At 73.8% G+C, this 21,674-nt stretch carries 20 protein-coding genes; 6 read left to right on the top strand and 14 right to left on the bottom strand.

Annotation, left to right across the window (positions count from 1 at the left end):
* Positions 1-35 precede the first annotated feature (35 nt).
* A complete protein-coding gene (gltX, locus tag VKZ81_RS22085) occupies positions 36-1,529 on the bottom strand; it encodes a glutamate--tRNA ligase (RefSeq protein WP_324243547.1) in 1,494 nt (497 codons plus the stop codon).
* 61 nt (positions 1,530-1,590) lie between these two features.
* Here gltX and VKZ81_RS22080 point away from each other — a divergent pair, with 61 nt between their 5' ends.
* Both VKZ81_RS22080 and VKZ81_RS22075 read left to right on the top strand, forming a co-directional pair.
* On the top strand, positions 1,591-2,895 hold the full coding sequence (locus VKZ81_RS22080) for an FAD-dependent oxidoreductase (RefSeq protein ID WP_324243546.1): 1,305 nt from the start codon (positions 1,591-1,593) through the stop codon (positions 2,893-2,895).
* A gap of 111 nt (positions 2,896-3,006) precedes the next feature.
* Entirely contained in the window at positions 3,007-3,834 is an 828-nt protein-coding gene (locus VKZ81_RS22075; RefSeq protein WP_324243545.1) for an alpha/beta fold hydrolase, read from the top strand.
* Here VKZ81_RS22075 and cimA read toward each other — a convergent pair.
* Positions 3,824-5,470 (bottom strand): citramalate synthase, encoded by a 1,647-nt coding sequence (gene cimA / locus VKZ81_RS22070; protein WP_324243544.1) that lies wholly within the window; start codon positions 5,468-5,470, stop codon positions 3,824-3,826. The two genes, VKZ81_RS22075 and cimA, sit on opposite strands and share 11 nt — an antisense overlap.
* A 325-nt stretch (positions 5,471-5,795) precedes the next feature.
* Here cimA and VKZ81_RS22065 point away from each other — a divergent pair, with 325 nt between their 5' ends.
* Positions 5,796-6,806, top strand: coding sequence for a hypothetical protein (locus VKZ81_RS22065; RefSeq protein WP_324243543.1), 1,011 nt, complete (start codon positions 5,796-5,798; stop codon positions 6,804-6,806).
* A gap of 27 nt (positions 6,807-6,833) precedes the next feature.
* Here the strand turns inward: VKZ81_RS22065 and VKZ81_RS22060 are convergent, their stop codons facing one another.
* From VKZ81_RS22060 to VKZ81_RS22020, 9 genes are all read right to left on the bottom strand, one after another.
* The gene (locus tag VKZ81_RS22060; RefSeq protein ID WP_324243542.1) at positions 6,834-7,880 is read right to left on the bottom strand and encodes a 3-isopropylmalate dehydrogenase; all 1,047 of its coding nucleotides are present in this window, start codon (positions 7,878-7,880) and stop codon (positions 6,834-6,836) included.
* A gap of 289 nt (positions 7,881-8,169) precedes the next feature.
* Positions 8,170-8,721: an RNA 2',3'-cyclic phosphodiesterase gene (gene thpR, locus VKZ81_RS22055; protein ID WP_324243541.1), complete on the bottom strand. Its 552-nt coding sequence runs from the start codon at positions 8,719-8,721 to the stop codon at positions 8,170-8,172.
* Positions 8,721-9,641, bottom strand: coding sequence for a ribonuclease Z (locus VKZ81_RS22050; RefSeq protein WP_324243540.1), 921 nt, complete (start codon positions 9,639-9,641; stop codon positions 8,721-8,723). The genes thpR and VKZ81_RS22050 overlap by 1 nt, the downstream gene beginning before the upstream one ends.
* A 5-nt stretch (positions 9,642-9,646) precedes the next feature.
* Entirely contained in the window at positions 9,647-11,266 is a 1,620-nt protein-coding gene (serA, locus tag VKZ81_RS22045; protein ID WP_324243539.1) for a phosphoglycerate dehydrogenase, read from the bottom strand.
* A 142-nt stretch (positions 11,267-11,408) separates the two neighbouring features.
* A complete protein-coding gene (locus VKZ81_RS22040) occupies positions 11,409-12,407 on the bottom strand; it encodes an LLM class flavin-dependent oxidoreductase (protein ID WP_414709442.1) in 999 nt (332 codons plus the stop codon).
* A 70-nt stretch (positions 12,408-12,477) separates the two neighbouring features.
* Positions 12,478-13,173 (bottom strand): hypothetical protein, encoded by a 696-nt coding sequence (locus VKZ81_RS22035; RefSeq protein ID WP_324243538.1) that lies wholly within the window; start codon positions 13,171-13,173, stop codon positions 12,478-12,480.
* Positions 13,174-13,284: 111 nt separating this feature from the next.
* Positions 13,285-14,058 (bottom strand): SDR family NAD(P)-dependent oxidoreductase, encoded by a 774-nt coding sequence (locus tag VKZ81_RS22030; RefSeq protein WP_324243537.1) that lies wholly within the window; start codon positions 14,056-14,058, stop codon positions 13,285-13,287.
* Complete coding sequence (locus VKZ81_RS22025; RefSeq protein ID WP_324243536.1) at positions 14,055-15,161, bottom strand: class I SAM-dependent methyltransferase; 1,107 nt, start codon at positions 15,159-15,161, stop codon at positions 14,055-14,057. The genes VKZ81_RS22030 and VKZ81_RS22025 overlap by 4 nt, the downstream gene beginning before the upstream one ends.
* Positions 15,162-15,261: 100 nt before the next feature.
* Positions 15,262-16,014: an AfsR/SARP family transcriptional regulator gene (locus VKZ81_RS22020; RefSeq protein ID WP_324243535.1), complete on the bottom strand. Its 753-nt coding sequence runs from the start codon at positions 16,012-16,014 to the stop codon at positions 15,262-15,264.
* 51 nt (positions 16,015-16,065) lie between these two features.
* On the opposite strand from VKZ81_RS22020, the gene VKZ81_RS22015 reads away from it, so the two are divergent.
* Complete coding sequence (locus tag VKZ81_RS22015) at positions 16,066-16,230, top strand: DUF1059 domain-containing protein (protein ID WP_324243534.1); 165 nt, start codon at positions 16,066-16,068, stop codon at positions 16,228-16,230.
* Positions 16,231-16,317: 87 nt separating this feature from the next.
* Here the strand turns inward: VKZ81_RS22015 and ilvC are convergent, their stop codons facing one another.
* The 3 genes from ilvC to VKZ81_RS22000 are packed head-to-tail and all read right to left on the bottom strand — an operon-like array spanning position 16,318 to position 19,779.
* The gene (gene ilvC, locus VKZ81_RS22010; RefSeq protein ID WP_324243533.1) at positions 16,318-17,322 is read right to left on the bottom strand and encodes a ketol-acid reductoisomerase; all 1,005 of its coding nucleotides are present in this window, start codon (positions 17,320-17,322) and stop codon (positions 16,318-16,320) included.
* Between the two features lie 25 nt (positions 17,323-17,347).
* Positions 17,348-17,857 carry an acetolactate synthase small subunit gene (ilvN, locus tag VKZ81_RS22005; protein ID WP_324243532.1) on the bottom strand — a complete coding sequence of 170 codons (510 nt, stop codon included), beginning with the start codon at positions 17,855-17,857 and terminating at the stop codon, positions 17,348-17,350.
* Positions 17,854-19,779 (bottom strand): acetolactate synthase large subunit, encoded by a 1,926-nt coding sequence (locus tag VKZ81_RS22000; protein WP_324243531.1) that lies wholly within the window; start codon positions 19,777-19,779, stop codon positions 17,854-17,856. The genes ilvN and VKZ81_RS22000 overlap by 4 nt, the downstream gene beginning before the upstream one ends.
* Before the next feature lie 274 nt (positions 19,780-20,053).
* Between VKZ81_RS22000 and VKZ81_RS21995 the strand changes: the two genes are divergently transcribed.
* Complete coding sequence (locus tag VKZ81_RS21995; protein ID WP_324243530.1) at positions 20,054-20,638, top strand: CDP-alcohol phosphatidyltransferase family protein; 585 nt, start codon at positions 20,054-20,056, stop codon at positions 20,636-20,638.
* A gap of 77 nt (positions 20,639-20,715) precedes the next feature.
* Positions 20,716-21,540 carry a phosphatidate cytidylyltransferase gene (locus VKZ81_RS21990; RefSeq protein ID WP_324243529.1) on the top strand — a complete coding sequence of 275 codons (825 nt, stop codon included), beginning with the start codon at positions 20,716-20,718 and terminating at the stop codon, positions 21,538-21,540.
* The last annotated feature ends 134 nt before the right edge of the window (positions 21,541-21,674 follow it).

Raw genomic sequence — 21,674 nt, 5'->3', positions numbered from 1 at the left:
CCGCCCGGAGGCGTCCCCGCCTGACGACCACCACTCTAGCCGAGGCCCTTCGCGCGCCTCAAACCGGCCCTCAGTCGCGCGAGCGAGCGGTCCCGGCCGAGCAGCTCCATGGACTCGTAGAGCGGCGGGGAAACCGTCCGCCCGGTGACTGCAACGCGCACGGGCGCGAAAGCCTTCCGCGGCTTGAGGCCCAGCCCGTCGACGAGCGCCGCCTTGAGCGCCCCCTCGATCGCGGGCGCCGACCAGTCGGCGACGGCATCGAGGCTGGTCACGGTGGCTTCGAGCACCGGGGCGGCGTCGGCGCCGAGGTTCTTCTCCGCCGCGTCGGGGTCGGGCTCGAAGCCGTCCTCGGGCACGAAGAGGAAGCGGAGCATGCGCGCCGCGTCGGACAGCACCACGCTGCGCTCCTGCACGAGGGGTGCCGCGGCGGCCAGCACGGCCCGCTGCTCCTCGGTCGGCGTGCCGGTGATCACTCCTTCGGTCACGAGGTAGGGCTCGACCCGCCGGGCGAACTCCTCGACGGGCAGCGCCCGCAGGTGCGCGGCATTGATCGCCTCGGCCTTCTTGAGATCGAAGCGCGCGGCATTGCCCGAAACACGTGTGATGTCGAACGCATCGACCATCTCGGCCATCGTGAACACGTCGCGATCGTCGGCGATCGACCAGCCGAGCAACGCGAGGTAGTTCAGCAGCCCTTCGGGCACGAATCCGCGCTCGCGGTAGTGGAACAGGTTCGACTGCGGGTCGCGCTTGGACAGCTTGCGGTTGCCCTCGCCGACGACGAGCGGGAGGTGCCCGTACCGGAAGGGTCCGTTGCCGATCCCGATCCGCTGGAGCGCCTCGAGCAGCGCGATCTGCCGCGGGGTGGACGGCAGCAGGTCCTCGCCGCGCAGGACGTGCGTGATGCCCATGAGCGCGTCGTCGAGCGGGTTCGTGAGCGGGTAGAGCGGAGTACCGTCGCCGCGGGCGAGCACGAAGTCGGGCACCGTGCCCGCCTTGAACGTGATGGGGCCGCGGACGAGGTCGTCGAAGGTGATGTCGCGGTCGGGCATCCGCAGCCGGAACACGGGCGAGCGCCCCTCGGCGCGGTAGGCGGCGCGCTGATCCTCGGTGAGGTCGCGGTCGGCGTTGTCGTAGCCGAGCTTGGGGTCGCGGCCGGCGGCCCGGTGCCTGGCCTCGATCTCCTCGGGCGTCGAGTACGACTCGTAGACCTCGCCCGCCTCGACGAGCTGGCCGAGCACCCTGCGGTAGATGTCGCGGCGCTCGCTCTGCCGGTAGGGCCCGTGCGGCCCGCCGACCTCGGGGCCTTCGTCCCAGTCGAGGCCGAGCCAGCGCAGCGCGTCGAGCAGCGCCTCGTAGGACTCGACCGAGTCGCGCCGGGCGTCGGTGTCCTCGATGCGGAAGACGAAGGTGCCGCCGTGGTGGCGGGCGTACGCCCAGTTGAACAGGGCGGTGCGGATCAGTCCGACGTGCGGGGTGCCCGTCGGCGACGGGCAGAAGCGCACCCGGACGTCGTTGCCTGCGTTCATGATGGGCGCCAGCCTATCGCTGGCTCCTCATCGGGCGAGCACCGGCGGTAGAATTCAACACATGTTGAACGTCGCGCGCACGACCTGCCTCGTCGTGGGTGGAGGGCCCGCCGGCCTCGTCCTCGGCCTGCTGATGGCCCGCGCCGGGGTGGAGGTCACCGTCCTGGAGAAGCACGCCGACTTCCTGCGCGACTTCCGCGGCGACACCGTCCACGCCTCCACCCTCACCCTGCTCGACGAACTCGGCCTCGGCGAGCGGTTCGCCACCCTCCCGCACCGCCGGCTCGACCGCGCGCAGGTGCAGCTGGACGAAGGGCTCGTGACCGTGGCCGACCTGTCCCGGCTGCCGGGCACCCACAAGCACATCGCCCTGGTGCCGCAGTGGGACTTCCTCGACCTCGTCGCCGACGCCGCCGAGGAGGAGCCCACGTTCACGCTGCGCCGCAACGCCGAGGCCATCGGCCTGCTCCACGACGGCGACCGCGTGGCGGGCGTGCGCTACCGCGACCGCACCGACGGCAGCGAGCACGAGATCCGGGCGAGCCTCACCGTCGCCTGCGACGGGCGGGGCTCCGCGGTACGGGCGGCGGCCGGGCTCGTCCCGCGCTCGTTCGGGGTGCCCATCGATGTGTGGTGGTTCCGGCTCCCCCGGCGGGAGACCGACCCGGCGGGCGGGGTCGGTCGGATCTCCGGCAGCCAGCTCGCCGTCCTCATCGACCGCGGCGACTACTGGCAGTGCGCCTTCCTCATCCGCAAGGGCGCCGACGCCGAGATGCGCGCGGCGGGCCTGGAGCGGTTCCGCGAGCGGATCGCGGGCCTGCTGCCGTGGATGGCCGACCGGCTCGACGCGCTGACCTCGCTCGACGACGTGAAGCTGCTGGACGTGAAGCTCAACCGACTGCACACGTGGCACCGCGACGGCCTGCTGCTGATCGGCGATGCCGCGCACGCGATGTCGCCGGTCGGGGGCGTGGGCATCAACCTCGCCATCGCCGACGCGGTCGCCGCCGCCCGCCTGCTCGCCCCCGCGCTGCGCGCGGGCGGGATCGTGCCGCGGTCGCTGCTGTGGCAGGTCCAGCTGCGCCGGTGGTGGCCGACCGCCCTGATCCAGGCCGGGCAGCGCATCGCCCACCGGGTCGCGTTCGGCGGCCGCGGCGCCACCGCGAGCACCCCGGCGGCCGGCACCGCGGCGGCGGGGGCCGTCACGGGCGAGCCCGCCCCCGTCGAGGCGCTCCCCGTCCCCCTGCGCCTGCTGCGCCGGTTCCCGGTGCTGCAAGGGGTGCCCGCCCGGCTGGTCGCGATCGGACCGCTGCCCGAGCACGCACCGACGTGGGCGCGCCGCGCCCCGCTGCCCGTGCGCGGCTGAGGAGGCCCGTCACCCGGGCCGTCCCGGTCCCTGCGCCTTACCTCCGGCGTCATCGACGCACCTACCCCGGCGGCGGGAGGGTGATCGCAACGCCCACCGAGGAGGACCCCGATGCCGCACTTCACCGCCGCCGACGGAACCCGGCTCGCCTACGAGGACTACGACCCGACCGGCTCCGGCGAGCCGATCGTGTTCGACGCCAGCTGGGTGCTGGACGCCGACATGTGGGAGTACCAGATCCCGTTCTTCGCCGAGCGCGGGTACCGCTGCATCGCGTTCGACCGGCGCGGGCACGGCCGCTCGGACCGGCCGTCGACCGGCTACGACGTCGACACCACGGCCGACGACCTCGCCGCGCTGCTCGAGCACCTGGACCTGACCGGCGTCACCCTGGTCGGCCATTCGTTCGGCGGCGCCGAGGTGGTCCGCTACCTCGCCCGGCACGGCGAGGACCGGGTGGCACGGGTCGGCCTCGTCGCCGCGGTCGTGCCCATCCTCGTGCAGACCGAGGACAACCCGGAGGGCCTGCCGGAGGCCGTCCTGGAGGCGACGATCGCGCAGCTCCGCACCGACCGGCCGCGCTGGTTCGCGCGACAGGCGCAGGTCTGGTACGCCACGCACCTGGGCAACGACGTCTCGGAAGCGCTGATCGACTGGACGCTGCGCAAGTGCCTGTCGGCCTCCCCGTGGGCGGCCACCCAGCTGATGCGTTCGATGTTCCACGCCGATCACCGGGCCGCGCTGCGCGCGATCACGGTGCCGACGCTCGTCGTGCACGGCGCGGCGGACACGTCCGCGCCGGTCGAGCTCACCGGGCGGCGCACTGCGCAGCTCGTGCCCGGCTGCCGTTACGTCGAGTACCCGACGGCGGGGCACGGCCTGTTCGTCACGCACGCCGAAGGGCTCAACGCCGAGCTGCTGGAGCTGCTCAAGAGCTGACCGCGACCGGTCCGCGCTCCCGCTCCCGCAGCGCCGCGTAGGCCAGCGCGTCGACCAGGGCCAGCCAGGACGCCTCGACGACGTTGCTGTGCACGCCGACGGTCGTCCACGAGCCGGCCGGGCCGGTGGACTCCACCAGCACGCGCGTGACGGCGTCGGTGCCGGTGCCGTCGGACCTGCCGGTGGTGAGGATCCGGACCTTGTAGTCGGACAGCTCGACGTCGGTGAGCCACGGGCAGACCGGGGTGAGCGCCGCCCGCAGCGCCGCGTCCAGCGCGTTGACCGGGCCGTTGCCCTCCGCGGTCGCGATGTGGCGCTGCCCGTCGGGCAGGGCGACGCGGACCGTCGCCTCCGAGACGACCTCCCCGTCGGTCCCGTGCTCGAGGATCACGCGGTAGGACTCCAGCTCGAACGGGACCTGGTCGTCCTCCCCCATCGCCGAGCGCATGAGCAGCTCCAGCGAGGCGTCGGCGGCCTCGAACGACCAGCCGGCCGCCTCCCGCTCCTTGACCGTGCGCGTCACGGCCGCGACCGCGTCGGGATGGCCGGCCAGGTCCAGGCCGAGCTCGGTGGCCTTGAGCTCGACGCTGGCCCGGCCGGCCATCTCGGTGACCAGCACCCGTTGCCCGTTGCCCACAACCGCGGGGTCCATGTGGTTGTAGAGCTCCGGGTCCACCTTGATCGCACTCGCGTGCAGGCCCGCCTTGTGGGCGAACGCCGACGTCCCGACATAGGCCTGGTGGGTGTCGGGAGCGATGTTGGCGATCTCCGCCAACGCGTGCGAGGTGCGGGTGAGCTCGGCGAGCGCGCCGTCCGGCAGGACGGGCATGTCGAGCTTGGTCGCCAGGTTCCCGACGACGGCGAACAGGTCGGCGTTGCCGGTCCGCTCGCCGTAGCCGTTGGCGGTGCACTGCACGTGCGTCGCACCCGCCTGGACCGCGGTGACCGTGTTGGCCACGGCGCAGGCCGTGTCGTCCTGGCAGTGGATACCGAGGCGGAAGCCGGTGCGCGCGGCCACCTCGGTCACCACCTCGGCGATGCCCAGCGGGAGCATGCCGCCGTTCGTGTCGCACAGCACCGCGACGTCGGCACCCGCCGTCATCGCCGCCTCCAGCACGCGCAGCGCCGTGTCCGGGTCGTACTTGTAGCCGTCGAAGAAGTGCTCGGCGTCGAGGAAGACGCGCCTGCCCTCCGCGCGCAGGAACGAGACCGTGTCGGCGACCATCGCGCAGTTCTCCGCGACGTCGGTGCGCAGCGCCCGCTCGATGTGGCGGCGGTCGGACTTGGCCACCAGCGTCACGACCGGCGCCTGGGAGTCGAGCAGCGCCCGCACCTGCGGGTCGTCGGCGACGGCGGTGCCCGCGCGCCGCGTCGAGCCGAACGCCACGAGCACCGCGTGCCTCAGCTCCAGCTCCCCCGCCGCGGCGCGGGCGAAGAACTCGGTGTCCTTCGGCATCGCACCCGGCCAGCCGCCCTCGATGAACCCGACGCCCAGCGCGTCGAGGTGGCGGGCGACGGCGAGCTTGTCGGCGACCGAGTAGCTGATGCCCTCGCGCTGGGCCCCGTCCCGCAGCGTGGTGTCGTAGACGTGGAAGGCGTCGCCGAGGGGGGTTCCGGCCGGTTCGGTGCGGGACATGCGATGGGGCTCCTGGGTCTGTGAACGCGATCGGGCAACAAAAAAGACCCCCCGCGGGTGCGAGAGGTCTGCGCGTCGGCTGGTGGGGCTCGTTAGCCGACGCGCTCGTCAATAATGATCACGCTGAGGTGCACGGCGCGAGTGTGGCACGGGGCGTCCCACGTTGTCACACCGGGTGCCCACATCGTGGGATCACCCTCGTCAGCCGGCGCCCACGGCTTCAGGAAAGCCACATTCACGAAGCCCACGTTCATGAATGTGGCTTTCCTGAAGTGAGTTGCGCCGTTTCGCCCCGCAGACCGTGCCGCGTCCGGACGATCGCAGCATGGCACCGCGTACCCGCGCCCTGTCGTCCGCCGTGCACACCGCGTTCCCGCTCGGGGTGGCACGAGCACACCAACTCGTGGCGCTCGGGGTCTCCGAGCGGACCGTCTACCACCGCTGCCTGCCCGGCGGGCCGTGGCAGCGCCTGCTCCCCGGGGTGATCGCGCTCTTCTCCGGCACGCCGACCCTCGACCAGTACGTCGTGGCCGCGCTGCTGTTGTGCGGCCCGGACGCGGTGGTCACGGGCCTCGAGGCCTGTCGCAGGCACGGGATCCGGCGCGGCCCGGTGCGGCGCGACCCGGCGGGAGGGCCCCTCGAGGTCCACGTGCTCGTGCCGGCGTCGCGTCAGGTGCGATCGGTCGGCTACGTGCACGTCGAGCGGACCCACCGCCTCCCGCCCGCCGTCGTGGCAGGTGGGATCCCGCTCGCACCGGTGCCTCGGGCGTGCATCGACGCTGCCCGCCGCCTGGACCGTCCGGGCGAGGTGACGGAGCTGCTCGCGGACGCGGTGCAGCGGGGGCTCAGCACCGTCGCCGCGCTCGTCCAGGAGCTGGGCGCGACGTCGCGGCGGGGTACGGCGGTGCCGCGCAGCGTCCTGCACGGGGTCGCCGACGGGGTCCGGTCCGCGGCGGAACGCCAGGCGAAGGCCCTGTGGGAACGGTCGGGGCTGCCGGCGGCACTGTGGAACGTCGAGGTGTACGACGAGAACGGCGGTTTCCTCGGCGTCGCGGACTGCTGGGTCGACGAGGTCGCCATGGTGTGGGAGGTCGAGTCGACCGAGTGGCACCTGAGCCCGGAGGACCACGACCGCACGGTGGAGCGCGCGGCCGCGTTCACCGCGGCGGGCGCCGTGTACACGGCGACCAAGCCGAGGAAGCTCCGGACCGACCCGCAGAGCGTCGCCGCGACGCTCCGCGCGACCTACGAGCGGGCGCGAGCTCGACCTCGTCCGCCGCTCACGGCCCTCCCCCGAAGTTCAGGAAAGCCACATTCACGAAGCCCACGTTCATGAATGTGGCTTTCCTGAAGGTCCCGTCCCCTACTGCGCGGGCGACGGCTGGGCGCGGGCGCTCACCAGCGCGGCCAGGCGGTCGCCGATCGACTGCGTGTGGCCGGTGGCGCTGTGGTCGCGCGTGGCCAGGTCGAACGCGACGGCGGCCTCGATGCGGCGGGCGGCGTCCCGGTTGCCCAGGTGGTCGAGCATCAGCGCCACCGACAGCACGGCGGCCGTCGGGTCGGCGATGCCCTGGCCCGCGATGTCCGGGGCGCTGCCGTGCACCGGCTCGAACATGCTCGGGTTGCGGCGGCTCACGTCGAGGTTGCCGCTGGCGGCGAGGCCGATGCCCCCGGTGACCACCGCGGCGAGGTCGGTGAGGATGTCGCCGAACAGGTTGTCGGTGACGATCACGTCGAACCGGCTCGGGTCGGTCACCATGTGGATCGTGGTCGCGTCGATGTGCTGGTAGGACACCGAGACCTCGGGGTGCTCGAGCGAGACCTCCTCGACGATCCGCGACCACAGCCGGCCCGCGAAGGTCAGCACGTTGGTCTTGTGCACGAGCGTGAGGTGCTTGCGCGGCCGCCGGGACGCGCGCTCGAACGCGTCGCGCACGACCCGCTCGACGCCGAACGCGGTGTTGGTGCTCACCTCGGTGGCGATCTCGTGCGGGGTGTCCTTGCGCAGGATGCCGCCGGTCCCGACATACGGGCCCTCGGTGCCCTCGCGCACGACGACCAGGTCGATCTCGCCCGGCGAGGCGAGCGGGCCGCGGACGCCCGGGTAGAGCCGCGCCGGACGCAGGTTCACGTGGTGGTCGAGCTCGAACCGCAGCCGCAGCAGCAGGCCGCGCTCGAGGATGCCGCTCGGCACGGACGGGTCGCCGACGGCGCCCAGCAGGATCGCGTCGTGCTGCTGCAGCTCGGTGAGCACCGACTCGGGCAGCAGCTCACCCGTGGCGTGCCAGCGCGCGGCCCCGAGGTCGTACTTGGTGATCTCGGCGCCCGGCGATACCTCGTTGAGGACCTTGAGCGCCTCGTCGATGACCTCCGGCCCGATGCCGTCCCCCGGGATGACCGCAAGGCGCATTGCCGATGTCCTCTCTCCGTCTGTCCCCGAAGCAGCCGGGCGCGCACGTTACCGGCTGCGACGGCGCTCCTCCGCCGTCCGCCACCCGATCGTGGTCACCCGGTCGCGTGGTTCTGGTGCAGAAGCGGATCGCCGCGCCGCCTCCCGGCGCGGGACACGCCCCCGAGCGGGCCATTCTGCCCCTCCGCTCGACCGCCACGAACGGGGCCCCCGCTCTCGGCCAGCACCCGGACGGCGGATGTGCGCCGTCCGAACGCGCGCGGCGGGCCGCCACCGGAACGATGAGTGATCAACTCCCGGTGAGCGGCCACGAGTTGAGCGTCTCGTAGCGGGAGGTGCGGTCGGGCCCGGCGCCGAGGTGGCTGCGGACGAGGTGGAGCTGCGTCGCGGTCCAGGTGCACCCGGCGAAGCCGGCCAGCGCGTCGACGACCGGGCGCAGGTCGGCCCCGTCGCGGCCGCGGGCGAGGGTGAGGTGGGGCCGGTAGGGCCGCTCCTCGACCGCGATCCCGACCCGCGTGGCCGCCACCCGCGCCGCGGCGGCGAGCCCGCGCAGCGCGGCGACGTCGCCGGTGACGCGGGTCCACAGCACCCGGTCGCCGAACCGGCCCGCCCCGGTCAGCGCGAGGCGCATCGGCGGGTGCAGCGCGGCGGCGCGGGCCAGCCGGTCCACGAGCCCCGCGCGCGCCTCGTCGCCGACGGTGCCGAGGAACGCGAGCGTCAGGTGCCACTGGTCGGGGCGGGTCCAGCGCAGCCGCGGGTGCGCCGCGCGCACGGCCTCCGTGGCGGAGCTCAGCTCGGCCACGGCCTCCGGTGGCGGGGTCACCGCGACGAAGAGCCGCATCACGCCCCCCGCCTCGGCGGCAGCGGCACCCGCGCGAGGTCCTCGGCCACCACGATCTCCCCACCGAACACCTCGCCCGCCTCGGCGGCGAACCGCGCCGGGTCGGAGTAGCGCTGGGAGAAGTGCGTGAGCACGAGCGTCCGCACGCCGCAGTCGGCGGCCACCGACCCGGCCTGCCGCGCGGTGAGGTGCCCGTAGGTGCGCGCGAGCTGCTCGTCCTCGGCGAGGAACGTCGACTCGATGACGAGCAGGTCGACGCCCTCGGCGAGCGCGTAGACCGCGTCGCAGAGGCGGGTGTCCATGACGAAGGCGAACCGCTGGCCGCGCCGCGGCACGCTCACGTCCGCGAGCTGCACGGCGCGCCCGCCGACGTCGAGCACGCCCTCCCGCTGGAGCCGGCCCACGTCGGGCCCGGAGATGCCGTGCTCGGCGAGCCGGGCGGGCAGCATGCGCCGCCCGTCCGGCTCGCTGAAGCGGTAGCCGAAGGCCTCCACGGGGTGGTCGAGGCGGCGCACCTCCAGCACCCCGGAGGGGCCGGTGGCGAGCGCGCCGTCGCCCTCGATCGGTTCCTCGCGCAGGTCCGCGATCTCGTGGAACGCGCTGGCGTGCCGCAGGCGCGCGAAGTACTCCCGCCCGGACGCCGGGTAGTGCGCGACGACCGGGTGCGCCACCGCGTCCAGCGAGAGCCGCTGGATCACCCCCGGCACCCCCAGGCAGTGGTCGCCGTGGAAGTGCGTGAGGCAGATCCGGGTGATCGCGCTGCTCGCCACGCCGGCCAACAGCATCTGACGCTGCGTCCCCTCCCCCGGGTCGAAGAGGAACCCCTCCCCGTCCCAACGGACCAGGTAGCCGTTGTGGTTGCGGGTGCGGGTCGGGGCCTGGCTGGCGGTGCCCAGCACGACGAGCTCCCGACCCGCCACCGCGATCAGTCGAAGGAGATCAGCCGGGTGGTCTTGGCCCCCACCGAGGCGCCGATCGGCTCGAGCACACCCGGGTCGACCGGGCGGTCGACCCGCAGCAGCATGATCGCGTCGGTGCCGTCGGTGGTCTGGCTGATCTGCGCCGCCTCGATGTTGACGGCGGCCTCACCGAGCAGGGTGCCGACGCGACCCATGACGCCGGGACGGTCGGCGTACTCCAGCAGGAGCACCTCGCCCTCGGCGCGCAGGTCGAAGTGCCGGCCGTTGATCTCGACCAGCTTCTCCACCTGGGCCCGCCCGGTGAGGGTGCCGGACACGGTGATCGACTCGCCGTCGGGCATCGCCCCGCGCAGCTGCACGACGCTGCGGTGGTTCTCGCTCTCCGGCGCCGTGGTCAGCTCGACGTCCACCCCGCGCTCGGCGGCCAGCGCCGGCGCGTTGACGAACGTGACCTGGTCCTCGACGACGTTGGTGAACACCCCGCGCAGGGCCGCCAGCTGCAGCACCGAGACGTCCTCGGCGGCGAGCTCGCCCGCGACGTCCACCGTGACGGTGCTGGGCAGCCGGCCCGCGAGCGCGTACAGCACCGCGCCGAGCTTCTGCACGAGCGGCAGCCAGGGCCGGACCTCCTCGCCGACCACGCCGCCGGCCTGGACGTTGACCGCGTCCGGCACGAACTCGCCTGCCAGCGCGAGCTTGACCGACCGCGCGACGTCGGTGCCCGCTCGGTCCTGGGCCTCCTCGGTGGACGCGCCCAGGTGCGGGGTGACGACGACCTGCGGCAGCTCGAACAGCGGGCTGGAGGTGGTTGGCTCGGTGACGTACACGTCGATGCCCGCGCCGCCGACGTGACCGCTGCGCACGGCCTCGGCCAGCGCGTCCTCGTCCACGAGGCCACCGCGGGCCGCGTTGACGATGATCACACCCTTCTTGGTGAGGGCGAGCTGGTCCTTGCCGATGAGGCCGAGCGTTTCGGGGGTCTTCGGCAGGTGGATCGAGATCGCGTCGGACCGGCGCAGCAGGTCCTCGAGGTCGGTGAGCTCGATGCCGAGCTGCGCGGCGCGGGCCGGCGCGACGTACGGGTCGTAGGCGATCAGCTCGACGCCGAACGCGGCGAGCCGCTGCGCGACCAGCTGGCCGATCTTGCCGAGACCGATGATGCCGACGGTCTTGCCGTTGAGCTCGACACCGGTGAACGAGCTGCGCTTCCACTGGCCCTGCCGCAGGCTCGCGTCGGCGGCGGGGATGTGCCGGGCGGCGGCGAGCAGCAGCGCCACGGCGTGCTCGGCGGCCGAGACGATGTTGGAGGTGGGCGCGTTGACGACCATCACGCCACGGGCGGTGGCGGCGGGGACGTCCACGTTGTCCAGGCCGACGCCCGCGCGGGCCACCACCTTCAGCTTCGGGGCGGCGGCGAGGACCTCGGCGTCGACCTTCGTGGCCGAACGGACGAGCAGGGCGTCGGCGTCGGCGACCGCGGCCAGCAACGCGGAGCGGTCGGTACCGTCCACGTGGCGGATCTCGACGTCGTCACCGAGGAGCTCGACCGCGGAGGGGGCGAGCTTCTCGGCGAGCAGGACGACAGGGCGAGTGGCTGCCTGTCCTTGGTTGGGGACGGTGCTCACGGCGGTTGCAGGGCTCCCGGATAGAGGGCTGGTACTGCCCCGATCGTAGAGCCGCTGCTCGCAGCGGGTACCGCCGGCGTGGGCGGGAAGACAGCCGAAGCTCCACGAACCGGTTGCGGGAACCGGTTGCACTCCTGCTCGGTCAGACCCGGACGGCCTTCAACTGCTCGACGAGCAGCTCCGCGGAGCGGAACCACGCCGCCCGGTCGACGACGGGGAACGTCACGATCAGCTCGTCGGCGTCGGCGTGGCGGGCGAAGTCCTCGAGGTAGGACACGACGACGTCGGGGGTGCCCGCGGCGGTGTAGCGCGTCATCGCCCTGACCTGCTGGCCCGCGGGCGCGTCGAGCACGACCTCGGCCTCCTCGTCGGTGAGGTCGCGCCCGCCGCGGGACAGGAACCGCTTGACCCGGTCACGCTGCACGGCGTGCAGGGCGGCGGCGGCCTCGTCGGCGGTGTCGGCGGCGATGACGTTCACCGCGGCCATCACGTGCGGCGCCGAGAGCTGCGCCGAGGGCTGGAACTCCTTGCGGTAGAGGGCGACGGCCTGTTCCAGGGCGTCCGGGGCGAAGTGCGACGCGAACGCGTACGGCAGGCCGAGCGCGGCGGCCACCCGCGCCCCGTACAGCGACGAGCCGAGGATCCACAGCGGCACGTTCGTGCCGCGGCCGGGGTAGGCGTGCACGCCCGGGACCAGGGTGTCCTCGCCGAGGAAGGCCTGCAGCTCCTGGACGTCCTGCGGGAACCGGTCGGCCGCGGCGGGGTCGCGGCGCAGCGCGGAGACGGTGACCTGGTCGGTGCCGGGCGCGCGGCCGAGCCCGAGCTCGATCCGCCCCGGGTGGAAGCTCGCGAGCGTGCCGAACTGCTCGGCGATCACCAGCGGCGAGTGGTTGGGCAGCATGACGCCGCCCGAGCCGAGGGTGATCCGCTCGGTGTTCGCCGCGACGTGGGCGATCAGGACGCTCGTGGCCGAGGACGCCACGGCCCGCATGTTGTGGTGCTCGGCGTACCAGATCCGCTTGAACCCCCACTCCTCCGCGCGCTGGGCGAACGCGACGCTCGCCTCGAGGCCTTCGCGGATGCTCTCGCCGTCCCTCACGGTGGCGAGGTCGAGGATCGACAGCGGCAGGGGCAGTGACACGGTGGCGACCTTTCGTTCGCTGGACCCCTTGGTCAACCGCGAAGCCGCTCCGCGTCTTCCCGGCGGGCCGCTACCACGGCTCGTCGCCGTCGCCGAGGAACCGCTCGATCGTCTCCTCCAGCGACGGGGCCGGACCGGCGTCGGGCGGCCGGATGACCGCGGGCTCGCCGAAGCGGGAGAACGCGAGCGAGATGCGGGCGCCGACGTCGACGGCGCCGAACAGCCCGGGCCCGCCGGGCGGGATCTCCAGCCGGCACCCGGTGATGCGGTTCGCGGCGTCGGTGCGCACCCAGCCGGTCGCGGCCGCGTCGAGGTGGCCGCTCAGCTCGAAGGCCCTCCGCAGCTCGTCGCGCAGCGCCTCCGGGCCGGTTTCGACCGCGCGCCGGGCGCTCATCGTCACGGTGTACTCCGCGCCGTCCTCCGCGGCGATGAGCGCCGTGGCGTCCACCGCGCCGTAGAACCAGCCCAGGCTGGCCAGCAGGCTCGCCGCGCTCCAGCAGCCCATGTCCAGCGCGTGCCACCCGCCGCCGGGCTCCTGGGTGTAGACGACGCTGCCGTCGGTGATCTGGAAGGCGTCGGGCACGTCCGCGGGCACGTCGGTCACCGTGCGGGAGGCCTCGCGCCGGCGGGCGAAATCGCAGACGCCCCGGCTGCGGGACCGGTTGACGTGGGCGGGTTCGCTCTCGAGCTCCATCTCGTAGCGGACCGTGCCGGCCGCGACGGTCGCCTCGACCGCGGCCCGGATCGTCACGTCGTCGGTCCCCACCCGTTCCCCGTTCGCGCTCGGGGCGCGCCCGCCGCGCCCGGTCGCCAGATCCTCCCGCCAACGGCGCCCGCGCGCTCGGCGGAGTGGTGCGCTCCGTTCGCGCACGAGGCGTCACGCGGCGGTCCAGCCGCCGTCCACGGTGAGCACGTGCCCGGTGACGTAGCTCGCCGCGTCCGACGCCAGGAACAGCACCGGCCCGTCGAGCTCGGTGATGTCGGGGACCCGGCCCAGGGGGGTCCGGGCGCTGATCCGCCTGCGCTGGTCGCGGTCGGCGAGCTCGCCGGTGAGCGGGGTCGGGAAGAACCCCGGTGCCAGCGCGTTGACGCGGACGCCCCGCCCGCCCCACTGCTCCGCCAGGTGCCGGGTGAAGGTGACCAGACCGCCCTTCGCCGCGTGGTACCCCGCCATCCCCGCACCCGAGCTGATCATGCCGAAGATCGACGCGATGTTGATCACGGCTGCCCCGGGGCGGCCGAACAGCAGCGGCCCGGCGAGCCGGCACAGGTCGACGACCGCGACGAGGTCGAGGTCGATGATCCCGGTGACGTCGCGCAAGGACTGGTCCTCCAAGGCCCCGTCGTCGCAGACGCCGGCGCTGTTGACCAGCACGTCGAGGTGTCCGTGCCGGTCCCGGACGGCGTCGACGAGGGCCGCCCGGAACGCGGGGTCGCGCAGGTCGCCCGGGACGACCAGCGGCGAGCCGGCCATCGTGGCCGCCCGGCGCCGCAGCCGGTCGGCGCTGCGGCCGGTGAGCACGACCTCGGCCCCCGCGGCGCCCAGCGTGCCCGCGATCCGCGCGCCCAGGCCGGACGAGGCGCCGGTGACGAGGGCGGCGCGGCCTGCCAGCCGGAAGGCCGCGAGCGGGTCCTGGCCTGCGCCGCTCACGGCCGAACCTCGTAGACGATGTTGAACGGCGTCTCGGCGACGCGTGCGACGTGGCCGAAACCCGCCCGCTCCGCCACCCGGGCGACGGCGCCCTCCCCGGCCTGGTTGCCCAGCGCGTCCGCGGCGCCCTCGGACACCGCGTGCGGGACGCAGAGGAAGCTGGAGAACGAGTAGTAGACGCGCCCGACCGGCGTGAGGTTCTCCGCGACCGACGCCCCGGCGTACGGCTCGACGACCATCCACACGCCGTCGGGCGCGAGCGCCGAGCGGACGCGGCGCGCGGCCGAGGTCGGATCGCCCATGTCGTGCAGGCAGTCGAAGGTGGTCACGAGCCCGTACCCGGTGCCGGGGAACTCCTGCGCCCGCGCGAGGCGGAACGTGCACCGGTCGGCGAGCCCGGCCTCCGCGGTGATGGAGCGGGCCAGCTCGATCGACGCCGGATGGCTGTCGAAGCCGACGACCCTCGAGGCCGGGTAGGCGTCGGCCAGGATCCGGGTCGAGGCGCCCAGCCCGCACCCGACGTCAGCCACCGCCGCGCCCGACGCCAGCCGCTCGCCCAACCCGGCGATCGCCGGGATCCACGAGCTCACCAGGTTCGCCGCATAGCTCGGCCGGAAGAACCGCTCGCACCCGGTGAAGACGTCGGGATGGTGGTCGCCCCAGGCGACCCCACCGCCCGTGCGGAACGCCTCGGTGATCGCCGGGAGGTCGGCGAGGCAGGCGACGGCCAGTTGGAACGCGCCCGGCAGGACCAGCCCGTCCGGGTCGGCGAAGGCGAGCACCTGCTCGGGCGTCATCCAGTACCGGTCGCTGTCTTCGCGGTAGGAGACGGCGCCGCCCGCGGCCTGGCCGCGCAGCCACTCGCGGACGTACCGCTCGGAGGTGGCGGTGCGGGCCGCCAGCTCGGACGACGTGAGCGGCCCTGCGCCGGCCAGGGCGCGGTAGAGGCCCAGCCGGTCGCCGAGGACGACGTTGCCGGCCGCCACGGTCGCCCCGAGGTCGCCGACGAACCGCGCGAGGAGGTCGTCGAGGCCCTGCGGCGGGCCGTGGGGCGGGGTGGTGGTCGGGCCGGTGGTCGGGTCGGTGGTCGACGTGGTGGTCATGGCGGTTCCCGTCGGGGTTCGCTGGAGTGGTGTTCGCAAGCGTCGGCCGTCGAGGTTGGCCGGGGGTTGGCCGCGCCTTGGCCGAACGTTGCGGCGCCGGTCAGCGCAGCAGTTCGCGGTGGTAGCCCTGCACCGCCGCGCCGGGTGGGATGCCCAGCTCGTCCCGGAGCAGGACGCGCAGCTCCTCGTAGACCGCCAGCGCCTCGGCCGCGTTGCCCCGGGCGGCGAGCGTCCGCATCAGCAGCAGATGACCGGTCTCCCGCAGCGGCGCGGTCGCCACCAGCTCCCGGGCGGCCCGCTCGGCGGCGGGCAGCTCCGAGCCACCGATGCGCAGGCACGCGATCGTGTAGCTCTCCAGCGCGCGGACGCCCGCATCGGACAGCCGCCGGCGCCAGCCCTCCACCCATGGCTGCGTGGCCTCGGGCAGCAGCGTCCGGCGCGTGACGAAGTACGCGGTCAGGGCCGCGAACCAGGCGCGCCGCCAGTTTCCCGACGCCACGGCCGACTCGGCCGTGTGCAGCGCCGCCATCGCCTGCTCGACGTCGACCACCGCAGGTTCGGGCAGCACGGCCGACAGGTGCCCGCGCCCCGCCACGACGTCCGCGCCGATCACCGCGCGCAGCTTCGAGATCACGGCCGTCAGCGCGGCACCGGCCGACGGCGGTGGCGTGTCGGCCCACAGCGCGTCGATCAACGCCGCGCGCGGGACCGGGTGGGGGCGGCGCAGGACGAGGTAGGCGAACAGCAGGCGGGCCTGGCGGCTGAGCCGGTCCGGGCCGACGGCGTTCCCGCCCAGCTCCACGGCGAAGCTGCCGCAGAGCTGGACCCGCGCGCCGCCGGCGACGTGTTGCACCGCGCTCACCTCCGCGCTACACCCGGGGGACGATACGGCGGAAGGCGTCCGATGACCCGTCAGGTGCGGTGCGAGTGCGGGTACACCGCGCGCGGGCGCAGCGACGACGAGGTGATCGCCCTCGTCCTGGCGCACGTCGCGGCCGAGCACCCCGATCTGGCCGGATCCGAGACGGCGGACGACGTGCGGCACTGGATCGAGCTCGTACCGGACTGACCGGAGGCCCCGCAGAACGCGGGAAAGCCACGTTCCCGGGACGACGGGAACGTGGCTTTCCGCGAACCGTGGTGGGGGTGCGGCCGCTCAGGTGGCCTTCTGGCCCACCCAGCTCATCAGGCCGCGCAGCTTCTCCCCGACCTGCTCGATCGGGTGGTTCTGCCCCTCCTTCTGGAGGCGGGTGAAGTTCGGCCGACCCGCGTCGTCCTCGGCCACCCACTCGCGGGCGAACGAGCCGTCCTGGATCTCGGCCAGGATCTTGCGCATCTCCTCCTTCACCGCGGGCGTGATCACCCGCGGGCCGCGGGTGAGGTCGCCGTACTCGGCGGTGTCGGAGATGGAGAAGCGCTCGTTGGCGATGCCGCCCTCGTACATGAGGTCGACGATCAGCTTGAGCTCGTGCAGGCACTCGAAGTAGGCCACCTCGGGCGCGTAGCCGGCCTCGGTGAGCACCTCGAACCCGGTCTGGACGAGGGCGGCGGTGCCGCCGCAGAGCACGGCCTGCTCGCCGAACAGGTCGGTCTCGGTCTCCTCCTTGAACGTGGTCTCGATGACGCCCGCGCGGGCGCCGCCGATGGCCGCGGCGTAGGAGAGGGCGAGGGCCTTGGCGTTGCCGCTGGCGTCCTGCTCGACGGCGATCAGGCAGGGCACGCCCTTGCCGTCGACGAACTGGCGGCGCACGAGGTGGCCGGGGCCCTTCGGGGCGACCATCGCGACGTCGACGTTGGCCGGCGGCTTGATGAGCTCGTAGCGGATGTTGAAGCCGTGGCCGAAGAAGAGCGCGTCGCCCTCCTTGAGGTTCGGCGCGATGTCGTCGGCGTAGATGAAGCGCTGCTTCGTGTCCGGCGCGAGGACCATGATCACGTCGGCCCACGCGGAGACCTCGGCGGGCGTGCCCACCTGCAGCCCTTCGTCCTGTGCCTTCTGCCGGGACTTCGAGCCCTCGGGCAGCCCGATGCGCACGTCGACGCCGGAGTCGCGCAGGGACAGCGAGTGCGCGTGCCCCTGGCTGCCGTAGCCGATCACCGCGACCTTGCGGCCTTGGATGATCGACAGATCGGCGTCGTCGTCGTAGTAGATGTTCACGCTCATGACGGGTGTGGTTCGTCCTCTCCTGTTAGCGAACAGCTGCTGCGGTGATGGAGCGGGGACCGCGGCCGACGGCCACCATCCCGGACTGCACCATCTCCCGGATCCCGAAGGGCTCGAGGTTCTTCAGCAGCGCACCGAGTTTCTCTGCGGTGCCGGTGGCCTCGATCGTGAGGGCCTCTGGCGTCACGTCCACGGCCTTGGCGCGGAACAGGTCGACGATCTCCAGCACCTGGCTGCGGACGCTCGGGTCGGCGCGCACCTTGACCAGCAGCAGCTCGCGCTGCACGGAGGCCGACGGCTCGAGCTCGACGATCTTGATGACGTGCACGAGCTTGTTGAGCTGCTTGGTGACCTGCTCGAGCGGGAAGTCGTCGACGGCGACGACGATCGTCATCCGCGAGACCTCGGGGTGCTCGGTCGGCCCGACCGCGAGCGACTCGATGTTGAACCCCCGGCGGGAGAACAGCCCGGACACCCGGGCGAGGACGCCCGGCTTGTCCTCGACCAGCACCGACAGGGTGTGCCTCTGGGTCATGCTTCCCTCGTCATCCGCGAGCTGGCCGTGGCGTCGTCGGCCACGATCTCGTCCGAGTCGAACAGCGGCCGGATGTCCCGGGCCGCCATGATCTGGTCGTTGCCGGTGCCCGCGGCGACCATCGGCCAGACCTGGGCGTCGGCGCCGACCACGAAGTCGATCACGACCGGGCGGTCGTCGATCTCCATGGCCTGCTTGATGACCTTGTCGACCTCCTCCTTCGACTCGGCGCGCAGGCCGACGCAGCCCATCGCCTCGGCGAGCAGCTTGAAGTCCGGGATCCGGTGCTTGTGCGTGCCGAGGTCGGTGTTGGAGTACCGCTCCGAGTAGAAGAGGTTCTGCCACTGCCGGACCATGCCCAGGTTGCCGTTGTTGATGACGGCCACCTTGATCGGGATGTTCTCGATCGCGCAGGTGGCGAGCTCCTGGTTGGTCATCTGGAAGCAGCCGTCACCGTCGATGGCCCACACCACGGCGTCCGGGCGGGCCATCTTCGCGCCCATCGCGGCCGGCACGGCGAAGCCCATCGTGCCCAGCCCACCCGAGTTCAGCCACGAGCGCGGCTTCTCGTAGGAGATGAACTGGGCCGCCCACATCTGGTGCTGGCCGACGCCCGCCACGTAGACCGCGTCCGGGCCGGCGATCCCGCCGATCCGCTCGATCACGTACTGCGGCGACAGCGACCCGTCGGCGGGCCAGTCGTAGCCGAGCGGGTAGGTCGAGCGGTACTCGTCGAGCTGGCGCCACCACGCCGTGAGGTCGGCGCTGCCGTTCGCCTTCTCCGCCCGCACCGCGTCGATCAGCTCGGAGATGACCTCCTTGCAGTCGCCCACGATCGGCACGTCCGCCCGCCGGTTCTTGGAGATCTCGGCCGGGTCGATGTCGGCGTGCACGACGGTGGCGTTCGGCGCGAACGTCGACAGCTGGCCGGTGACCCGGTCGTCGAACCGGGCGCCCAGCGCGACCAGCAGGTCGGCCTTCTGCATCGCCGCGACCGCGGCGACCGTGCCGTGCATGCCCGGCATGCCCACGTGCTGGGGGTGGCTGTCGGGGAACGCGCCGCGCGCCATCAGCGTGGTGACGACCGGGATGCCCGTGAGCTCCGCGAGCTCGCGCAGCTCCGCCGTGGCCTCGGCCTTGAGCACGCCGCCGCCCACGTAGAACACGGGCTGCTTGGCCGTGCACATGAGCTTGGCCGCCTCGCGGATCTGCTTGCCGTGCGGCCGGGTCGTCGGCCGGTAGCCGGGCAGCTTCATCTCCGGCGGCCAGGAGAAGACGGTCCTCTCCTGCAGCACGTCCTTCGGGATGTCCACCAGCACCGGGCCGGGTCGGCCCGTGGACGCCAGGTGGAACGCCTCCATGACCGCCCGCGGGATCTCCGCGGGGTCGGTGACGAGCATGTTGTGCTTGGTGATCGGCATCGTGATGCCGGTGATGTCGGCCTCCTGGAACGCGTCGGTCCCGATCAGCGGCCGCGTCTGCTGCCCGGTGATCGCGACCACCGGGATCGAGTCCATGTACGCGTCGGCGAGCGGCGTGACGAGGTTCGTCGCGCCCGGCCCGGACGTGGCCATGCAGACGCCGACCTTCCCGGTGGCCTGCGCGTACCCGGTGGCCGCGTGGCCCGCGCCCTGCTCGTGGCGCACGAGGACGTGCCGCACCCTCGTGGAGTCGAGCAGCGGGTCGTACGCGGGGAGGATCGTGCCGCCGGGGATGCCGAAGACGACCTCGCAGCCCACCTCCTCGAGCGACCGCACGAGGGACTGGGCGCCGGTCATCGGCACCTCCTCGATGCGCCGTACGGGCTGGCCCGCGGTGGCGGCCTGGCCCGGGGCGGGCTGGCCCTGGCGACCCGGAGGCGGCCCCGGTTTCGGGGCCGGCGGCCCGGGAACCGGGCCGGATCGGGGCGTTGCGGTGGTCATCGGCTGATCGCTCCGCATGGGTTCGAGATCCGGACAGAAAAAAACCCTCGACCGTCGGGGTGACGGAACGAGGGTGGCGCGTCGACGACCGAGGGCTCGCTCAGGCGTGGACGCGCCTGAGAAGTACGAGCACCCGGATGGCGGACATGGCTGCGACGCTAGCGGCCGGATCGTCGGGGAGTCAAACCCGTGGGACGTCGGTACCAGATCGTGGGATCGCGGCCTGCGTAGTCGCACCGATGTCCCCGCCCGCGCGCGCCGCGAAGCTGGGCCGGTGAACCGCGGCCTGTACGCCCTGAAGCCCTGGTACGCCGACCGGCTCGGCGGAGCCCGCCGCGCGCTCGCGGCGCGCGGCGTGGCGCCGGGGGCGGTCACCGCGGCGGGCGTCGGCTTCGGCGCGCTCGCCGGGCTGGCGCTGGCGGCGGTGCGCCACCCGCCCGTCGCCGCGGTGCTGGTCGCCGCGCTGCTCGCGCTCCGGCTGGCCGCGGCGAACCTCGACGGCGCGCTCGCCCGCGAGACCGGCGCGACCACCCGGTGGGGCGCCGTGCTCAACGAGCTGGGCGACCGCGCCGCCGAGCTGGCCGCGCTCGCCGGGTGCTTCGCGCTCGCGCCGCCGTGGGTGGTGCTGCTCGCGATGCTCGTCGGCAGCGCCCCGTCGTGGGTGTCGCTGGCCGGCGCCGCCGCCGGCGCGGCGCGGATCAACGGCGGGCCGGTCGGCAAGACGGAGCGCTGCCTGCTCCTCGTCGTGCTCGCGGCGCTGCCCGCCCACGCCGGCGCGCTGCTGATCGCGCTGGCCGCGGGCTCGGCGCTGACGGCGGCGCTGCGCCTGCGGGCCCTCCACCGGGCGCTCGCGGGCTGACGGCTCGGTAGGACTACGCAGCTCGATCCGGTGGTCGCCCGGATGGGCCGGGCGGCCGATCCCGACAGGCTCGGTCCATGGACCCGGTGACCCTGACCCTCGGCGCGCTCGGCCTGTCCGGCGCCGCCGTCGGTGGCACCCGCGACCCCGAGCTCTCGGCCCGCTGGCGCACCTGGCTCGTCGCCGCACCCCTCGTCCTCGGCCCCCTGCTGCTGGGCGGGCGGGCGGGCGGGGCCGTGCTCGCGGCCGGGCTCGGCGCGGTCGCCGCCGTCGAGTTCGCCCGGCTCGCGGGCCTGCCCCGCGCCGACGCGGCGGCGCTGGCGCTGCGGGTCGTCGCCGTGCCGGGCGTGGTGCTTGTGCGCCCCGCGCTGCTGGGCCTGCTGCTGCCGGTGCTCGCCGTCGGCGCCGCGCTGCCCGCCCTGCTCGCCGGGGACACCGGGACGGGCGGGCGGCGCGCGGCGTACGGGGCATTCGGCACCGTGTGGATCGGCGGCGGCCTCGCGGGGCTCGCGGCGCTCGACCCAGCGGTGGCCGTCGCGGTGTGCCTGGCGGTCGCGTTCGCCGACGTCGGGGCGTGGTGCGGCGGCCGGCTGCTGGGCAGGCGCGGGCCGGGGGCCCGGCCGCTGTCGCCGCTGTCGCCCGCGAAGACGTGGGGCGGCGTCGCCGGGGCGGTGCTCGGGGCGGGGGCCGTGCTGCTCGCGCTGGGCAGGCCGTCCGCGGCGCTGCTGGTCGCCGTGGTCGCTGGATCGGTGCTGGGCGACCTGCTGGAGTCGATGCTCAAGCGGGAGGCGGGCCGCAAGGACGCGGGCGCCTGGCTGCCCGGCTTCGGCGGCCTGCTCGACCGGATCGACTCGCTGCTGGTGGCGCTGCCGCTGGCCGTGCTGCTCACGGGCGCGGCATGAGTAGCCCTGTGTCAAGCCGTCGCGTGTTGATCTCGGTTGAGGGCTTGTGCGGCGCCGTGTCGGGCGGGGTGGTAGGGGGTGTTGGTCTGCCAGCATTTCCAGATCACGTGCAGCCAGGCGCGGGCGAGGATGCG

The organism is Pseudonocardia sp., from assembly GCF_035305885.1.
In the GTDB taxonomy this organism is placed as follows: Bacteria; Actinomycetota; Actinomycetes; order Mycobacteriales; family Pseudonocardiaceae; genus Pseudonocardia.
The sequence above is the reverse complement of the archived record's forward strand: the minus strand, read 5'-3'. Positions and strand labels throughout refer to the sequence as shown.